The sequence below is a fragment of the Mycolicibacterium novocastrense genome (genome assembly GCF_001570485.1).
Lineage (GTDB): Bacteria > Actinomycetota > Actinomycetes > Mycobacteriales > Mycobacteriaceae > Mycobacterium > Mycobacterium novocastrense.
This window is the reverse complement of sequence record NZ_BCTA01000078.1, coordinates 1-15,042: the sequence shown is the minus strand read 5'-3', so window position 1 is coordinate 15,042 and position 15,042 is coordinate 1. Positions and strand designations below refer to the sequence as shown.

15 protein-coding genes are annotated in these 15,042 nt (G+C 66.1%); 12 read left to right on the top strand and 3 right to left on the bottom strand.

Going from position 1 to position 15,042, the window contains the following annotated elements:
- Positions 1 to 75: 75 nt before the first annotated feature.
- Positions 76 to 381 carry a hypothetical protein gene (locus RMCN_RS25005; RefSeq protein ID WP_067394966.1) on the bottom strand — a complete coding sequence of 102 codons (306 nt, stop codon included), beginning with the start codon at positions 379 to 381 and terminating at the stop codon, positions 76 to 78.
- A 183-nt stretch (positions 382 to 564) separates the two neighbouring features.
- Here RMCN_RS25005 and RMCN_RS25000 point away from each other — a divergent pair, with 183 nt between their 5' ends.
- Genes RMCN_RS25000 through RMCN_RS24975 form a run of 6 tightly spaced genes read left to right on the top strand, consistent with a single transcriptional unit; the run spans position 565 to position 4,380 of the window.
- Positions 565 to 1,050, top strand: a complete 486-nt coding sequence (locus RMCN_RS25000) for an MTB12 C-terminal domain-containing protein (protein ID WP_084377741.1) — start codon at positions 565 to 567, stop codon at positions 1,048 to 1,050.
- A gap of 7 nt (positions 1,051 to 1,057) precedes the next feature.
- Positions 1,058 to 1,750: an ABC transporter ATP-binding protein gene (locus RMCN_RS24995; protein ID WP_067394963.1), complete on the top strand. Its 693-nt coding sequence runs from the start codon at positions 1,058 to 1,060 to the stop codon at positions 1,748 to 1,750.
- Positions 1,747 to 2,526 (top strand): ABC transporter, encoded by a 780-nt coding sequence (locus RMCN_RS24990; protein ID WP_067395184.1) that lies wholly within the window; start codon positions 1,747 to 1,749, stop codon positions 2,524 to 2,526. The genes RMCN_RS24995 and RMCN_RS24990 overlap by 4 nt, the downstream gene beginning before the upstream one ends.
- Positions 2,523 to 3,326: a class I SAM-dependent methyltransferase gene (locus tag RMCN_RS24985; RefSeq protein ID WP_067394960.1), complete on the top strand. Its 804-nt coding sequence runs from the start codon at positions 2,523 to 2,525 to the stop codon at positions 3,324 to 3,326. Before RMCN_RS24990 ends, RMCN_RS24985 begins: the two co-directional genes overlap by 4 nt.
- A gap of 12 nt (positions 3,327 to 3,338) precedes the next feature.
- Complete coding sequence (locus RMCN_RS24980; RefSeq protein WP_064349630.1) at positions 3,339 to 4,013, top strand: helix-turn-helix transcriptional regulator; 675 nt, start codon at positions 3,339 to 3,341, stop codon at positions 4,011 to 4,013.
- A 25-nt stretch (positions 4,014 to 4,038) separates the two neighbouring features.
- On the top strand, positions 4,039 to 4,380 hold the full coding sequence (locus RMCN_RS24975; RefSeq protein WP_067394957.1) for a cupin domain-containing protein: 342 nt from the start codon (positions 4,039 to 4,041) through the stop codon (positions 4,378 to 4,380).
- Between the two features lie 15 nt (positions 4,381 to 4,395).
- Here RMCN_RS24975 and RMCN_RS24970 read toward each other — a convergent pair whose 3' ends face one another.
- The gene (locus RMCN_RS24970) at positions 4,396 to 5,577 is read right to left on the bottom strand and encodes an NAD(P)/FAD-dependent oxidoreductase (protein WP_067394953.1); all 1,182 of its coding nucleotides are present in this window, start codon (positions 5,575 to 5,577) and stop codon (positions 4,396 to 4,398) included.
- A gap of 150 nt (positions 5,578 to 5,727) precedes the next feature.
- Between RMCN_RS24970 and RMCN_RS24965 the strand changes: the two genes are divergently transcribed.
- The 3 genes from RMCN_RS24965 to nrdF all read left to right on the top strand — a co-directional run bounded on the left by RMCN_RS24965 (position 5,728) and on the right by nrdF (position 9,351).
- Positions 5,728 to 6,468, top strand: coding sequence for a TetR/AcrR family transcriptional regulator (locus RMCN_RS24965; protein WP_064401586.1), 741 nt, complete (start codon positions 5,728 to 5,730; stop codon positions 6,466 to 6,468).
- A gap of 181 nt (positions 6,469 to 6,649) precedes the next feature.
- Positions 6,650 to 8,170, top strand: coding sequence for a flavin-containing monooxygenase (locus RMCN_RS24960; protein ID WP_067395180.1), 1,521 nt, complete (start codon positions 6,650 to 6,652; stop codon positions 8,168 to 8,170).
- Positions 8,171 to 8,388: 218 nt separating this feature from the next.
- On the top strand, positions 8,389 to 9,351 hold the full coding sequence (gene nrdF / locus RMCN_RS24955) for a class 1b ribonucleoside-diphosphate reductase subunit beta (RefSeq protein WP_064415334.1): 963 nt from the start codon (positions 8,389 to 8,391) through the stop codon (positions 9,349 to 9,351).
- A 28-nt stretch (positions 9,352 to 9,379) separates the two neighbouring features.
- On the opposite strand, the gene RMCN_RS24950 is transcribed toward nrdF, so the two are convergent.
- Positions 9,380 to 10,096 carry a GAF domain-containing protein gene (locus RMCN_RS24950; protein ID WP_067394950.1) on the bottom strand — a complete coding sequence of 239 codons (717 nt, stop codon included), beginning with the start codon at positions 10,094 to 10,096 and terminating at the stop codon, positions 9,380 to 9,382.
- A 943-nt stretch (positions 10,097 to 11,039) separates the two neighbouring features.
- Between RMCN_RS24950 and RMCN_RS24945 the strand changes: the two genes are divergently transcribed.
- From RMCN_RS24945 to RMCN_RS24935, 3 genes are all read left to right on the top strand, one after another.
- Positions 11,040 to 13,853 (top strand): helix-turn-helix transcriptional regulator, encoded by a 2,814-nt coding sequence (locus RMCN_RS24945; RefSeq protein WP_084377739.1) that lies wholly within the window; start codon positions 11,040 to 11,042, stop codon positions 13,851 to 13,853.
- A 28-nt stretch (positions 13,854 to 13,881) separates the two neighbouring features.
- Complete coding sequence (locus RMCN_RS24940; RefSeq protein WP_067395172.1) at positions 13,882 to 14,181, top strand: hypothetical protein; 300 nt, start codon at positions 13,882 to 13,884, stop codon at positions 14,179 to 14,181.
- 317 nt (positions 14,182 to 14,498) lie between these two features.
- Entirely contained in the window at positions 14,499 to 14,927 is a 429-nt protein-coding gene (locus RMCN_RS24935; protein ID WP_234787779.1) for a hypothetical protein, read from the top strand.
- Positions 14,928 to 15,042 lie beyond the last annotated feature (115 nt).

Below are 15,042 nucleotides of genomic sequence, written 5' to 3'. Positions count from 1 at the left end.
ACCGCCCCGCCGAGTGTCGGGTTGAGACACGCTGTGTGCGGATCGACCGTGCACTGATCCGACACTCGGCGAACGTCACTGACCCATGGCGTAAATGGGCAGGCGGTCCACCCGCGTCAGCACCGGGTGCTTCGGCGGAACGCCGGGGCCGGTCTGGGCCTCCTCTGGCTTCGCTTCGTGGTCTATCCAGCATTCGCCGGTGCTCTCGTCGTAGTCGCCGCCGTAGAACACGCAGCACACGCCGAGTCCGTCGGTGTCCTGGTGCTCGGCCGCGCATTCCCAGAAGTCGTCGCTGACGGGAGCCGCGCCGGCCGTCGCGGCCAGTCCGACGGCTACGGCGACTGTCGCCGCGAGCGTGCTCAGAAGTCGTGTGATGGTCATGCGGATGAGCCTGCTGCGCCGGGGTCCGTCGGGGAACGGGGTGCGTGCCGCAACCCGCCAGGTCCCGATCGGGGGATGGCGCCACGAGGCGGTAGGGGATGTGGGGGCGAGGTAAGGCTTGCCTCAGCTCAATCTGGCGTTTACATTAACCGCAAAGAGTTCCTCTAAATAGGAGTCCGGTTGATGCTCAGGTGCCTGTGCGTTCTCGCGGCGACGTTGGCCGCCGCCGCTTTGTTCGCTCCGGCGGCCCACGCGCAGCCTGCCCCGGACCAAGAACTGCCCGCGCCCGACCACGAGTTCGCCATCACCTCGGAGGTGCCGACGCTCGAGGAACTCGATGCCCAGATCCGGCTGCTGGTCGGCACTCCGGCGCCGGACGCGGTGAAAGCCGCTCAACTCGAGGGCGGCAGCCGGGCGGTAGTGGTGCCGAAGATGGTCTACCGGATCGGCTTCTTCCGCCCGCCTCGCGGATCGAGCCAGGTGACCGGTCCTGAAACCCACGACGGTGACCGTCACACCGCGATCATCAACGCCAGCAGGCAGGGGGCGCCGACCGTGCGCGTGGAAGCCGAATGGCGCCGAATCGACGGTCGCTGGAAGCTGGCCAGCAAGTCGCTGTGCAACGGCATCAAGACCCTCGGTCTGCCCATCCCGTGCAATTTCGAATGATGTCCGCGTGATCGAAGTCGTTGGATTGACCAAGTCGTTCGGCCCTCACCGCGCCATCGACGACGTCACCGTCACCTTTCCCGCCGGCTCGGTCACCGCGCTCCTCGGGCTCAACGGCGCGGGCAAGACCACTCTGCTGCGCGTGCTGACCGGGCTGACCCGTCCCGACAGCGGAACGATCTCGGTCTGCGGGCGGCGCCCCGGCCACGACCCACGCGTGCTGGGATTTCATCTGGGTCCGACCGCCATGGACCCCCGTCACACCGTGCAACGCCATTTGTCCTGGCTCGCAGCGCTTTCGGGAATCGACGGCGCCCGCCTTGACGAGGTTCTCGGCGAGGCCGACCTGCGAGCCTACCGGTCGACGCGCATCGACCGGCTGTCCCTCGGCCTGCGCCAGCGCGTGGCGATCGCAGCCACACTGCTGGCCGACCCGCAGACGCTGCTGTTCGACGAACCCCTCAACGGACTCGACGTTCCCGGCATCGTCTGGTTCCGGTCTCTGCTTCGTCGGCTCGCCGATCAGGGCCGCACAGTCGTCGTCGCCACCCATCTGCTCGGCGAAGTGGCGCTGACCTCCGATCACGTCGCGGTGCTCAGCCACGGACGGATGCAGGCCGCCGGCGCGCTGGCGCAGTTGACACCCACCGGCGCCGACACCCGGGAGTGGCTCGAGGCGACGCTGTTGGAGTGCGCGTGAGTACCGCCGCGGTGGTGCGCAGCGCGCGCGCCGAGATCATCCGCACCGGCGGGCGCAGTCGGCTGTGGACGGTGGTGGCGCCCGCGGCGGTGATTGTCCCGGTGGTGATCACGTTCGGCATCGCGCTGGTCGCGGAGTCGTTCGCGCGTATCCCCGGCCAGATCTCGGTACTGCAGGTGACGACGTCGAACGCCGCCTATTGGGTCATCACGATCACCGTCGCGCTGGTCGCCGTTGCCGGAGCCAACGGCCAGGCCGCCGAAAGCCGTTATGACGCGGGCGAACACGTGCGCCTGGCCATACCGCAGGCTTGGCCGGTGCTGCTGGGCCGGTGGATGTTCTACGGTGCTCTGGGCGCGCTGGTGGCCGTCGCGACTCTTGTCGTGGTGCTCGTGGGGCTGCCGGCCGTCGCGCCCCTGGTTTATGGACCGGTGTCGCTGACCGACGACATCGGTCAGCGACTCTTGTGGACGGTGCCGGTGCTGGCACTGTTCGCGGCGGGGGCGGGTGTGGGAGTCGGGGCCCTCACCCGCTCGCCGCTCGCCGCGGTAGGCGGAATCCTGCTGTGGGCGTTCGTCGTCGAAACAGCGGCGGGGTATCTGCCGAATGGGGCGACGCTGCAGCGCTTCATGCCGCTGCTGAACGCGGTGTACGCGACCGGCCAGGACACCGTCCTGACGCCGCCGTGGGGCCAGGACGGCGCACTGCTCTACGCATGCTCAGTATTCACGGCGATCTTCGTGATCGCCGTCGTGGGAAGGACAATTCGAAAATGACTGGTAGAGAATCACTTCCGCTCGCGCAGCGGTCCGACGCAGACTTGCCGGGCCACTGGCTGCTGGTCCGGCTCGGCAAACGGGTACTGCGCCCGGGCGGGCTCGAGTTGACCAGCCGGCTGCTCGCGGCCGCCAAGATCGGCGGCGCTGACGTCGTCGAGCTCGGCCCGGGTCTGGGGCGCACCGCCACCGATATCGTCGCCCAACGGCCGCGGTCCTACGTCGGTGTCGACGACACGGAGGCCACCAGTGAGACGGTGCGCGCGGTCGTCGCACCCGTCGACGGCAAGGTGGTGGTGGCAAACGCCGCCGATACCGGATTGCCCTCCGGCAGCGCCGATGTGGTCATCGGCGAGGCGATGCTGACGATGCAGGGTGACCGCGACAAGCGCGCGATCGTCGCCGAGGCATTCCGGGTGCTGCGACCGGGCGGCCGCTACGCGATCCACGAACTGGGGCTGCAGCCCGACGACCTTCCGCAGGACACCAAGGACGTGATCCGTCGGGACATGGCGCGCGCGATCAAGGTCAACGCGCGGCCGCTGACGACGTCGGAATGGGTGGCGCTGCTGACCGAGGCCGGGTTCGAGGTCGTGACCGTCGACCACGCGAAGATGGCGCTGCTCAATCCCGCCCGGGTCCTGGCCGACGAGGGGTTCACCGGTGCGTTGCGGATCGTCGGCAACCTGCTCGTCAGGCCGGCGGCGCGCAAGCGGGTCATCGGTATGCGCAAGACGTTCCACCGCTATCGGCGCGCGCTGACCGCGGTCGCGGTGGTCGGTGTTGTGCCGACGTCGTGACAGACTCGGACCATGCCAGTGTCGCGCCACGATCTCGATGCGCAGCCGGAACGGGCTGCAGGGCAGCAGCGCCAGAAGGTGTTGAGCCTGCTGAAGAACGCCGCGGACCCCGTCGACGCCCAACAAGTGGCCGACGCGCTGCAGATTCACGTCACCACGGCCCGCTTCCACCTGACCACGCTGGAGGAGCAAGGCTTCATCCGGCGGGGCAACGCGGCCAAGGCCGGTCGAGCGGGGCGACCGCGACTCACCTACGAATTGGCGCCCCGATTCGACTACGCCGACATCGTTTCGCTGTTCGCCGCGCACCTGGGCGGAACCGTGCAGGAGCGCGAACAACGTGCTCTGCAGATCGGGGCGGACCTGGCCCATCGGGTCCGCTTGGCCCGCCGACGGCCCGAGGCCACGATCGCCGATATGGTGGTCGCCACCCTCAACGAGCTCGGTTTCCAGGTTCGTTCATTGCTGACGTCGTTCGGCGAAGTGACGGTGCAGATCTGCACGTGCCCGCTGGCCGAGGTGGCCGCGTCGGCGCCGGAAGTCGTGCGCGGCATCCAGCAGGGCCTCATCCAAGAGGTGATCAACCTGAACGCTGATGCCGTCGGCGCCCGGTACCAGGCGTCGGTGACGCCGGACCCGCACGGCGGTTCGTGTGAAGTCAGTTTGGTATTGCGCCCCGAACGGTGAAAGCCGGGGCTAGAAGGGAAGACTCATGACCGCGACAACCGCGCTGTCGTTACAACAGCTCGCCGACGAACAGCTCGCCGCCGCGAAGGCCGCTTCGTCCGGACGTTCCGCGCAGACCGTGTACGGCGGGAGCGGCCGTACGCTCCGTCAGACCCTACTGGCGCTGACCGCCGGCCATGGCCTCGACGATCACGAAAGTCCCGGCGAGGCAACGCTGTTGGTGCTGCGCGGGCGCGTGCAACTCCGCGCGGTGAGCGCCTCGGTGGAGGGCGGTGCAGGAGACTACCTCGCCATACCGGACGAACGCCACAGCCTTGCCGCCCTTGAGGATTCGGCGGTGCTGTTGACGGTCGTCGCCAAGAAGTGAGCTAAGCCTGCGGTCTCACTTGACGGTGTGCTGGGGGCCTTGGGCCTTCTTGTAGAGCGCCTTGAGCATCCGGTCGCGGAACATCGCGTTGTCGATCAGCTTGATTCCGGCGTTGGCGACCTTCGGATACCCGAGCAGCTTGTGGAAGTAGCGGCCGCGGCGGTATTCGCGACCCCAAGCGGCCTCCATGCGCTGTGCATAGTTGGTGAAGTCGTCGGGTCCGCCGTTCTGCAGCGCCGCGATCGCGCATTCGCCTGCGGCCAAACCGGATTCGAGCGCCTTGGAGATCCCCGCGCCTGAGGCCGGCTTGCCTGCGCCCAGCGAATCGCCGGTGAACAGGACGCCAGGGCGCCACGGTGGCCATGCGGTAAATCCCATCGGCAGTCGCCAGGCCCGCACGCTCTTGTTCTTCTTGAGTTCCTCGATCGGGGGGAGGTCCCACTCCGCAGGCAAGGTGCGAAGGAACTCGCCGAGGAATTGCGTGGCGTTGATCGACTGCCAGTTCTTGTAGCTGTTGACGTAACCCAGCCCGATGTTGAAGATGCCGTTGCCCATCGGGAACACCCAGCCGTAGCCGGGCAACTGGTCGCCTTCGAAGACGAGCTTGAGATAGATGTCGAGGCTGTCGGAGTCCGGCCGGTTGGCGTGCATCTCCGAGCGGATCGCGATCGCCGAGTAGCCGTTGTATTCGGAGTCGATCTTCAGGGCCCGTTTGATGGGGGAGTAGGCGCCGTCGGCGGCGATCACCGCGTCGCCGTACACCTTTTCGCCGCTCTTGAGCGTCACTCCGACAACGCGTCCGTTCTCGAGAATCGGCCCGGAAACCTCCGCGCCCTGGCGCACTTCGGCGCCCGCGGACTCGGCGTGCTTGAGAAGTGTGGTGTCGAGACGCTCGCGGCTGACGGTATGACCGTGGTCGGGCATGCCGGGTCGCTTCGGAAACGACAGTTCCCACTCACTCGGGCTGAAGACCGTCACGCGGTTGACGCGGTGATACGTGGCCACCTCGTCGGCCAGTCCCATCTTCTGCAGATAACTCACCGCGCGGGCGGTGAGCCCGTCACCGCACGGCTTGGCCCGCGGGAATTCGGCCTTGTCCAGGACCACGACCTTCGCGCCGGTCTGAGCGGCCTGCCACGCGGCCGCCGAGCCGGAGGGCCCGCCACCTGCGATGACCAGGTCGTATTGCTGCGTCATGAAACTCGTTCCGTCGATCGGCTGTCGCAGCGATATTACCCGTGCTGCGTCGGCCTCTCTTGTCGGACGGAGTTGCCCAGAGATGGCGTCCGGAAACGTAAGTGACCTGGTCTGAGCTGGTCAGCGGTGCTTGAGCGGTAGAGTGACCGGGTGCGACGAGCGGGCAGGCCACGGTCGAGTGGCGAGCCGGGTGTCAAGGTGGACGCCCGCAGCGAGCGCTGGCGTGAGCACCGCAAGAAGGTGCGCGCCGAGATCGTCGACGCCGCCTTTCGCGCCATCGACCGGCTGGGCCCCAATGTCAGTGTGCGCGAGATCGCCGAAGAGGCCGGCACCGCCAAACCCAAGATCTACCGCCACTTCACCGACAAGTCCGACATGTTCAGCGAGATCGGCCAGCGTATGCGAGACATGTTGTGGGCGGCCATCATCCCGTCGATCGATGTGGAGCACGACTCGGCGCGCCAGATCGTCGGGCGTGGCGTTGCCCACTACGTCGACCTGGTCGAGCAGCATCCCAACGTGGTGCGGTTCCTGCTGCAGGGCCGGTTCGCCGACAAGTCGGCGGCCGCGATGACGACCGTCAACCGGGGCAGCGAGATCACCCTGGCCGTCGCCGACATGATCAGCGAGGAACTCAAGGATCTGGCACCGGATCCGGCCGCCTTCGAGCTGGCGGCGTACGCGATCTTCGGTACCGCCGCGTCGGCGACCGACTGGTGGCTGGGCGACGATGACGACGGCACCCGCCGCATGCCGGCCGATCAGTTCGTCGCACACATGACCACGATCATGGTCGGCGCGATCAACGGCACCGCCGATCTGCTCGGCATCCAGATCGATCCTGATCAGCCAGTTCATACCGCGGTTCGCAAGCAGCAGCCGGTCGCCTGACGCCCGGGCTGATCACCCGCCGAGTGTGGGGGTTTGACACGCTTGCAGGCGTGGGGCCGTGTCATGAGGCCACACTCGAGAGCACGGTGGGGAGCGGACGTCGTCATTGACACCCACGCCCGTCGCCCGGAAACTTGAGGTAAGTACCCGGTACCGGCGTTCCCAGGAAAGAGGCCCGATGATGACGGTGGCCGAACAGGCGGCCCACACGGCTGCCCAGCCCGTGCACACCCGCACGCTGATCATCGGTACCGGCTTCTCCGGTCTCGGGATGGGCATCGAGCTGCAGAAGCGCGGTGTCGAATTCCTGATCCTGGAGAAGGCGGACGAAATCGGGGGCACCTGGCGCGACAACACCTACCCGGGATGCGCGTGTGACATCCCGTCGCACATGTACTCGTTCTCGTTTGAACCCAAGCCCGACTGGAAGCACATGTGGTCGTTCCAGCCGGAGATCTTCGACTACCTCAAAGGGGTGGCCGACAAGTACGGGCTGCGTCGATATATCCGGTTCAACTCGCACGTCGACCGCGCGCACTGGGACGACGACGAGATGCGCTGGCATGTGTTCACCAAGGACGGCCGCGAGTTCGTCGCGCAGTTCGTGGTGTCCGGTGCGGGCGGTCTGCACATCCCGTTCGTTCCGGAGTTTCCCGGGCTTGACGAATTCACCGGTGCCACTTTCCATTCCGCCGAGTGGGACCACAGCGTGGACCTCACCGGCAAACGGGTCGCGGTGATCGGCACCGGTGCCAGCGCGATCCAGATCGTGCCCGAGATCGTCAAGGACGTCGGCGCGCTGCATCTGTACCAGCGCACCCCGGCATGGGTGATGCCGCGCCCGAACAACCCCATTCCGGAATGGATGCAGCGGGTGTTCACCACGGTTCCGGGCACCCGACGGCTGCTGCGTGCTGCCATCTACTGGGGCCACGAAGCCGTCGGCTTCGCGATGACGCGCGAGCCGCGGTTGCTGAAAATCGGTGAGCTGCTGGGTAAGTGGAATATCAATCGATCGATCAAGGACCCCGAGTTGCGCCGTAAGCTGACACCGAGCTACCGGGCCGGCTGCAAGCGGATCCTGAACTCCGACACCTACTACCGCGGCATCGCCAACCCGAAGACCGAGGTGATCACCGACGGTATCGCGCGGTTCACCCCGCGGGGCATCGTCACCGCCGACGGGACCGAAAGGGAAACCGACGTCGTTGTTTTCGGCACCGGGTTTCACGTGACGGACTCGTACACCTACGTGCACATCAAGGGTCCTCGCGGCGAGGACCTGGTGGACCGGTGGAACCGGGAAGGTATCGCGGCGCTGCGCGGCATCACGGTCGCCGACATGCCCAACCTGTTCTTCCTGCTCGGGCCCAACACCGCGCTGGGGCACAACTCGGTGGTGTTCATGATCGAGTCGCAGATCCGCTACGCCGCCCAGGCCATCGCGGCCGTCGACCGGGCCGGCGCGCAGGCGTTGGCGCCGACGCGCGAGGCTCAGGACCGGTACAACGAACAGCTGCAGGACGAACTGGCCGGAACCGTGTGGAGCACCGGGGGTTGTCAGAGCTGGTATCTCGACGAGCACGGCGTCAACCGGACGCTGTGGAGCGGGATGACATGGCAGTACTGGTTGGCGACCCGCAAGTTCGACAAGTCCGAGTATCGGTTCTTCGGCGGGCGGCGCGCCGAGCTCGCTGCCTAGTGTGCGCTGAGATCGCGATTCCGCCCGAAACGGCGCGAAAACTCGATCAGAATGCACACTGGCCGCAGCGGCGACTCGTCGGCGGGAGCGACACGCCAAACACACGATGTTGTGTTGCCCGTGGATGTCGTCCCCCAGGGGTAGTGTCGATGACGGGCGAAAGAACCGCTTCAGGCGGACCAAAGACCAGGTGAAATGGGGTTCTCGTGAGTGATGGAGTGAAGCTGATTGACCGTGTCTCGGCGATCAACTGGAACCGTCTCCAAGACGAGAAGGATGCCGAGGTCTGGGATCGGCTGACGGGCAACTTCTGGTTGCCAGAGAAGGTGCCGGTATCCAATGACATTCCGTCGTGGAACACGCTCAACGACCATGAGAAGCAGTTGACGATGCGAGTGTTCACCGGGCTGACGCTGCTCGACACCATCCAGGGCACGGTGGGGGCGGTCAGCCTGATCCCCGACGCGCTGACCCCGCATGAGGAAGCCGTCTACACCAACATCGCGTTCATGGAATCGGTGCACGCGCGTAGCTACAGCAACATCTTCTCCACGCTGTGCTCGACCGCCGAGATCGACGATGCCTTCCGCTGGTCGGAGGAGAACCCCAACCTGCAGCGCAAGGCCGAGATCGTCATGCAGTACTACAAGGGTGACGAGCCGCTGAAGCGCAAGGTGGCCTCGACGCTGCTGGAGAGCTTCCTGTTCTACTCCGGGTTCTACCTGCCGATGTACTGGAGCAGCCGGGCCAAGCTGACCAACACCGCCGACATGATCCGGTTGATCATCCGCGACGAGGCCGTGCACGGCTATTACATCGGCTACAAGTTCCAGCGTGGTCTGGCCCTTGAGGACGCCGCCAAGCAGGCCGAACTGAAGGACTACACCTACGAGCTGCTTTTCGAGCTCTACGACAATGAGGTCGAGTACACCCAGGACCTCTACGACGGTGTGGGGCTGACCGAGGACGTCAAGAAGTTCCTGCGCTACAACGCCAACAAGGCCCTGATGAATCTCGGCTACGAGGCGTTGTTCCCGCGTGACGAGACCGACGTCAACCCGGCGATTCTGTCGGCGCTGTCGCCGAATGCCGACGAGAATCACGACTTCTTCTCGGGCTCGGGGTCCAGTTACGTCATCGGCAAGGCCGTCGTCACCGAAGACGAGGACTGGGACTTCTAGAGCCGCCGGCGAGGGCTCGTCGCGGCGGTCAGGCTGGGTTGACGCCGAACAGGCGCGCGCGGAGCACCATCACGAAATCCTCCATCACCTGGACATGGCCGGGCATCCACCGGCGGGGTTTGGTGTCCCAGGCGATGAGCGTGCCGATGGTGTGTCCCTGGGCGTCTGTGAGCGGGAAGCCCGCGTAGGCCACGACGATGCCCTGTTTCACTGCCCAATGGTCGCGTAGTAACGGCTCCTTTCGGGCATCCGCGACGACCAGCGGCTTGCCGGTGACGAGAACCTCGCGGCCGAGGGAGCCCTTCAGCGGCCCTTGACGTTTGACCGCCATCTCGCCGGTGAGTCCGATCGCGCTGCACATGTATTGGGTATCGCGATCGATCAGTGTCACCGCGGCTGACGGCACGCCGACCGCGGACACCACCATGCCGACGATCCGGTCGAGACTGCGGGCCCGTTCGGCGGTGAGCAAACCACTGTCGTAGAGCGCTCGCAGTCGATCAGGGTCCGAGATGACGGCGCCCTCGGCGAGGGCTGTGACCGGGTCGTGCGTGTCGAGATTCAACGATCTGACGTGCGCCATGAGTTCGCGCACATCGCCCTCACCCCTGCGGGCGCGTTCGATGATCATCCGGGCAGCGACGGCGCGGCCGACGTATGTCTCGATGGACTCGCCGACCCTGTCTGCCTCCTCGGTCAGAGCGGCATCCAGCCACTCATCGAAGCCCGGCACCGTCGGGGTCATAGCTGTCACGCTAGCGCGCGGTCGGTGCGATTATCGCGCGTCGGCGGGAGTGCCAGCTGCGCGATCGCACGACGCATCTTCTACCGTGGCACCGACGCTGATTGAGTCCCGGCTTGCAGCGGCACGCGTCGTGTCAGGACTCCAACTACGGCATCGAGTCGTGACTGAGACTGTTAAGAGACCTGTCGTCGGCCACGGACTGCGACACGGCTGAGTACACATGTGATGCGCAGGCCAGCAAACAATCTATAGGGAAATCCCCTATTGGCTCCCGGCTGTTGTGGCCATACCGTCGGCTAAGAAGGCGGGGCTCAGGTGGGGGCTGTCCCGCGACAACATCCGGGCCATGGCCCTCATATTTTCAGCGTTACCTCGGGAGGGTCTCATGCGCGTTCATTCTCTGGTTCCCACACGGACCTTTACGGCTGCGTGCGGTTCGATTTCGCTCGCCGCCTTTGCAGCAGTAGGGGTGGTCGCCGCGCCGGTCGCTGCGGCTGAACCCGGTCAAAACTGCACGACCTCTTGGAACACCATGTACAACGTGCCCATTGGAGTGCGCACGACGTGTTTCGAGCCCGACGGCAGCTATCACGTGTGCACATCGATCGGTACGGACGGTAGGGGGCCGGGGACGTGCTGGGACTATCCAGCTCCACCCCAGATGGTGGGGCAGCCCACATTCAATCCACCCGTGCCGGGGATGCCACCACCACCGCCGCCGGCGCCGTAATCATTGAATCAGCAAGCTTGAGTGCGGTGGCCATCGCGATATTGCGAGGACTGCGGCACCGCAACCGATTAAGCACCCGCGGTCGGTACACCTCGGGATGTTCTGAGGCTCATTGTTGCTGAGCGCGATCTATCGAGATAGGCCAACCTCGCCCAGAATCTGACCTATGGTTTGAGCACAACCGATGGTCATGGGGACGGGGGAAGGGCGCCGATGTTGGTGGGCGGTCCGAGCCAGTCTGACGTGGAGTTCAGCGGGTCGCATTCGGTAACACGACTGGCCGAGCAGTCCGCTGTGACAGCGTTTCTCGACCGTGCTGCCGCCACGGCGACGGGGCTGATCATCGACGGCGAACCGGGGATCGGCAAAACCACACTGTACCGAGACGCCGTCAAAGCCGCTTCGGCCCGCGGGTTCAAAGTTCTCACGGCCCAAGGTGATCCGGGGGAGGTGACATTTTCCTTCGCCGCCCTCTCGGATCTTCTCGGCGGCGTCGATCACGAAGCATTCGAGTGTCTGTCGCCGATACAGCAAGCGGCGGTGAACAGTCTTCTGCTTCAGGATCACGCCCCCGCAACCACCGACGAACGCGGGGCGGCGGCGGCGTTTCAGTCGGTGGTGCAGTGGTTGTCGGCGCGCGCACCGGTGCTGATCGCGATTGACGACGGCCAATGGCTCGACACACCGAGCGCCACGGCCATCCGCTACGTGGCGCGACGAGTGCAGGGGCCGGTCGGCATCCTCGTCACCACCCGCACCGGAGACCCCGGATCCCTCGAAGCGCAGCTACGTCTGCAAATGGCTCACCCGGATGCGCTCCGCCGCGTCCATATGACGCCACTGACCATGGGCGGTCTTCACGCGCTGATCGCCAAGCGTCACGGGCGAGTCCTGCCTCGCCCACAGATGCGGCGGATCCACGAGATCTCGGGCGGCAACCCGTTCTACGCGCTGGAACTGGTCCGGGCCGTGGAGGACGGCCGCGGCATCGACGGGACGCTTCCGGAGACGTTGGCCGCGATCGTGGCGGCCCGACTGGAGGGAGTGGAACAGGAGGCAGCCCCGCTCCTGCTCGCCGCGGCCTGTGCGACGAAACCGACCGTTGCGATTGTCTCCCAAGCGACGGGAGTCGACGAACAACGCGTCGTGGAACTGTTGGAACGCGGGGAGGCCGCACGCGTCGTCTCTGTCGTCGGAACGGCCATCGAGTTCTCCCATGCCCTGCTGTCGGCCGGCGTTTACGACGCGGCCCAACCTGCCGACCGCCGAGCGATGCACCGCCGGCTGGCCGATCTCGTCGAAGCGCCGGAACTCAAGGCCCGCCATCTCGCGCTCGCGGCCACCAGCGCCGACCCCGCAACCCTGGCGGCCCTCGACGCCGCCGCATTCGCGACCCGCGAACAAGGAGCACCGACCGCCGCAGCCGAACTCGTCGAACTCGCGATCGCGCTCGGTGGTGACGAGCCCGTACGGCGGATCCTCGCCGCGCGATACCACTTCGATGCAGGTGCCATTGCCGCTGCGCGCCAACACCTCAAAGGACTCGCAGACGAACTCCCGCCGGGCGCGATCCGCGGTGCGGTGGTGATTCTGCAGGGCGCGATCGACGGCTACGACGGCTCGTTCACCGCCGCTGTGAAGGGCCTGACCCGGGGATTGGAGGATGCCGCCGAGAGCCCGCACCTTCGGCTGCAGGCGCTGATGACCCTCGCGCCGGCCACCGGTATCACGGGTGACTTCGATCAGGCGCTCGCCTATGCACGGCAGGCCGTCGACGTCGCCGACCAGATCCCCGACACGGCTTTCCAGAGCCAAGCGCGCGCATTGGCGGCGATGCTGCACTTCCAGTACGGACGTGGCATCGAGGAACACACCCTCACCGAGGCCATCCGCCTTCAAGGCAGCACACCGTTTGGACACGTCCACCATCGAGCCGATGCGGTCAAAGCCGTGATCGATGCCGGTACCGGCGACCTGCAGCAGGCCCGGCAGGTGATGCAGGCCCTGAGGGGCCACGCCGTCGACCGAGGCAACGAAATCGACGCGATCTGGGTCGACACTCACGCGACGATGATCAACATCTGGTCAGGCCGGTACGACTCCGCCGCCACGATCGCCGAAGAGGCGACCCGGCGAGCCGAAGAGATCGACGGCCACCACCCCCGGTTGTTCGCGGCGAGTTGCCGCGCCGCGGTCGCGGCCTACACCGGACGTGAACAAGAGGCCCGCGATGCGGCCCACCTGGCGATCGACATTGCGCACGCAACCGGCGGAAGCTATTTGACCCGATCGCCCATCACCAGCCTCGGGTTGCTCGAGATCTCGATCGGGAACTACACCGCGGCGATCGATGCCTACGAGCCCCTGCTGTCGACGTTCGACCCCGCCCACGACACAGAAATCATCAGCGGCGGATACCTGCCCGACGCGATCGAAGCCCTGACCTCCCTCGGCAGACTCGACGAGGCTCAGCCACTGATCGATGCCCTCGAAACGAACGGGAACCGGCTACAGCGGCCGTGGATGCTGGCCACCGGCGCGCGTGGACGCTGCCTATGGCTTGCCGCGCACGGCGATCTGGCGGCCGCCGAGGCTGCCGCCCTCACCGCGCTCGAACACCACCGCGAACTACCGATGCCCTTCGAGACCGCCCGCACCCAACTGGTGCTGGGTCAGGTGCAGCGGCGACGACGCCACCGAAAGCCGGCCGAGGAAAATCTCGTGGCCGCCCATCACGCCTTCGAACAGCTCGGCGCACCGTTGTGGGTGCGTCGCGCCCGCGCGGAGCTGAACCACCTGAACCGCAGTGCAACTCCTGGGCTGGGCCTCACCCCGGCCGAAGAACGCGTCGCGCGCCGTGCGGCCGACGGGCTGTCCAACCGCGAAATCGCCGCAGAGCTCTTCATATCGCCCAAGACAGTCGAGATGAATTTGAGCAACGTCTACCGCAAACTCGGTATTCGCTCCCGCTCTCAACTGCACTCTCACCTTCCGGGTCCCGATGCCAGGGAAAACCCCGGTACCTAAATCGTCGGGCGATCAATATCCTCCGGTGGTGACCACTTGTCTCGACCGGCAACATTGCTTCCTCACCGAGTGGTACCAACCGCGGCTGAAAACCTCGGACCTCGAGGATCTCACCAGCGCGCTCGAGCGCACCGCGCGAGGGATGTCCGCCGATGGCGAGCCAGTAGAACTGATCATCACGGTGGCCGCGGCCGGCGATGAGATTCTCTACGGACTCTTCACATCCGATACCGCCGAAACCGTCGCGCACACCTGCCAGCAAGCCGGTCTGCCGGCCGACCGGATCAGCGCCGTCGACGCCCGCCTCGCCGCGGGACGCGAACTGTAGAACCAACGGCGTCGCGCCCGGGCCCGTCGCCGTCAAGGCCAGGGAAATCCCTATATTCCCTGCAACCGCCAGCACATAGCGTCGACCTTGCTCCGTGAGCCGCGGAGGGGACGGCTCACGGAGCTCGACTTTTTCTCTGGTCGAGCTGCGTGGTCGAGCAGGACGGTTGGCCGAAGACGAGAACTGGGACCGTCAAACTGGCACCGACCGGCCGACTTCGCACGAAACCGGCCTGTCATGATCAGCCCCGTGAGACGATTCCCGGCTGAAGGTGATGGCGTAGCGCGACGTTGGAGACGGGCATGATTCGGCGGGCAATGACGGCTCTGGGTGCCTCCATCCTGGGTGCGGTGGTGTTGTCGCCGCCGGCTGCTGCCGACACAGGGCAGCAGGTGCTTCTGCAGTCCGGCGCGGTGAGGTGCCTGATCAGCGCGGACGACGCGACGTTCGGCGGCGGGCCGATGACCGTGTGCGAGTTGACCAACGGACAGCCGTGGGGCGGGGCGCCGTTCGAGACGTCCAAATGGAACCAGCGGCTGAACCTCGCGGTGGTGCGGGGGACCGGTGAGTTCTTCTGGGATCGAGGCCTCATCGCTGAACCGGCCACCGCGCCCGTATCCGTCGAGGGGGCCACGTACCGGGTCAACGGTTGGACCGTTGAGCCCCAGGGTTTCCGCACGCGTATCTCCAACGACGCCAGCGGCCACGGCTTCTTCATCAACGAGGCCTCGGTCCGAGGCTTCTGAGCGCTTCGACCCGGTCGCTGTCTTAGCCTCGATCCATGGATCGACCCTGTTGAGGTTCTTGGGGTTGACTTTTTTCGTGCGCCTAGGTCGTGGGCAGCGTGGAGTCGCTGGTCTG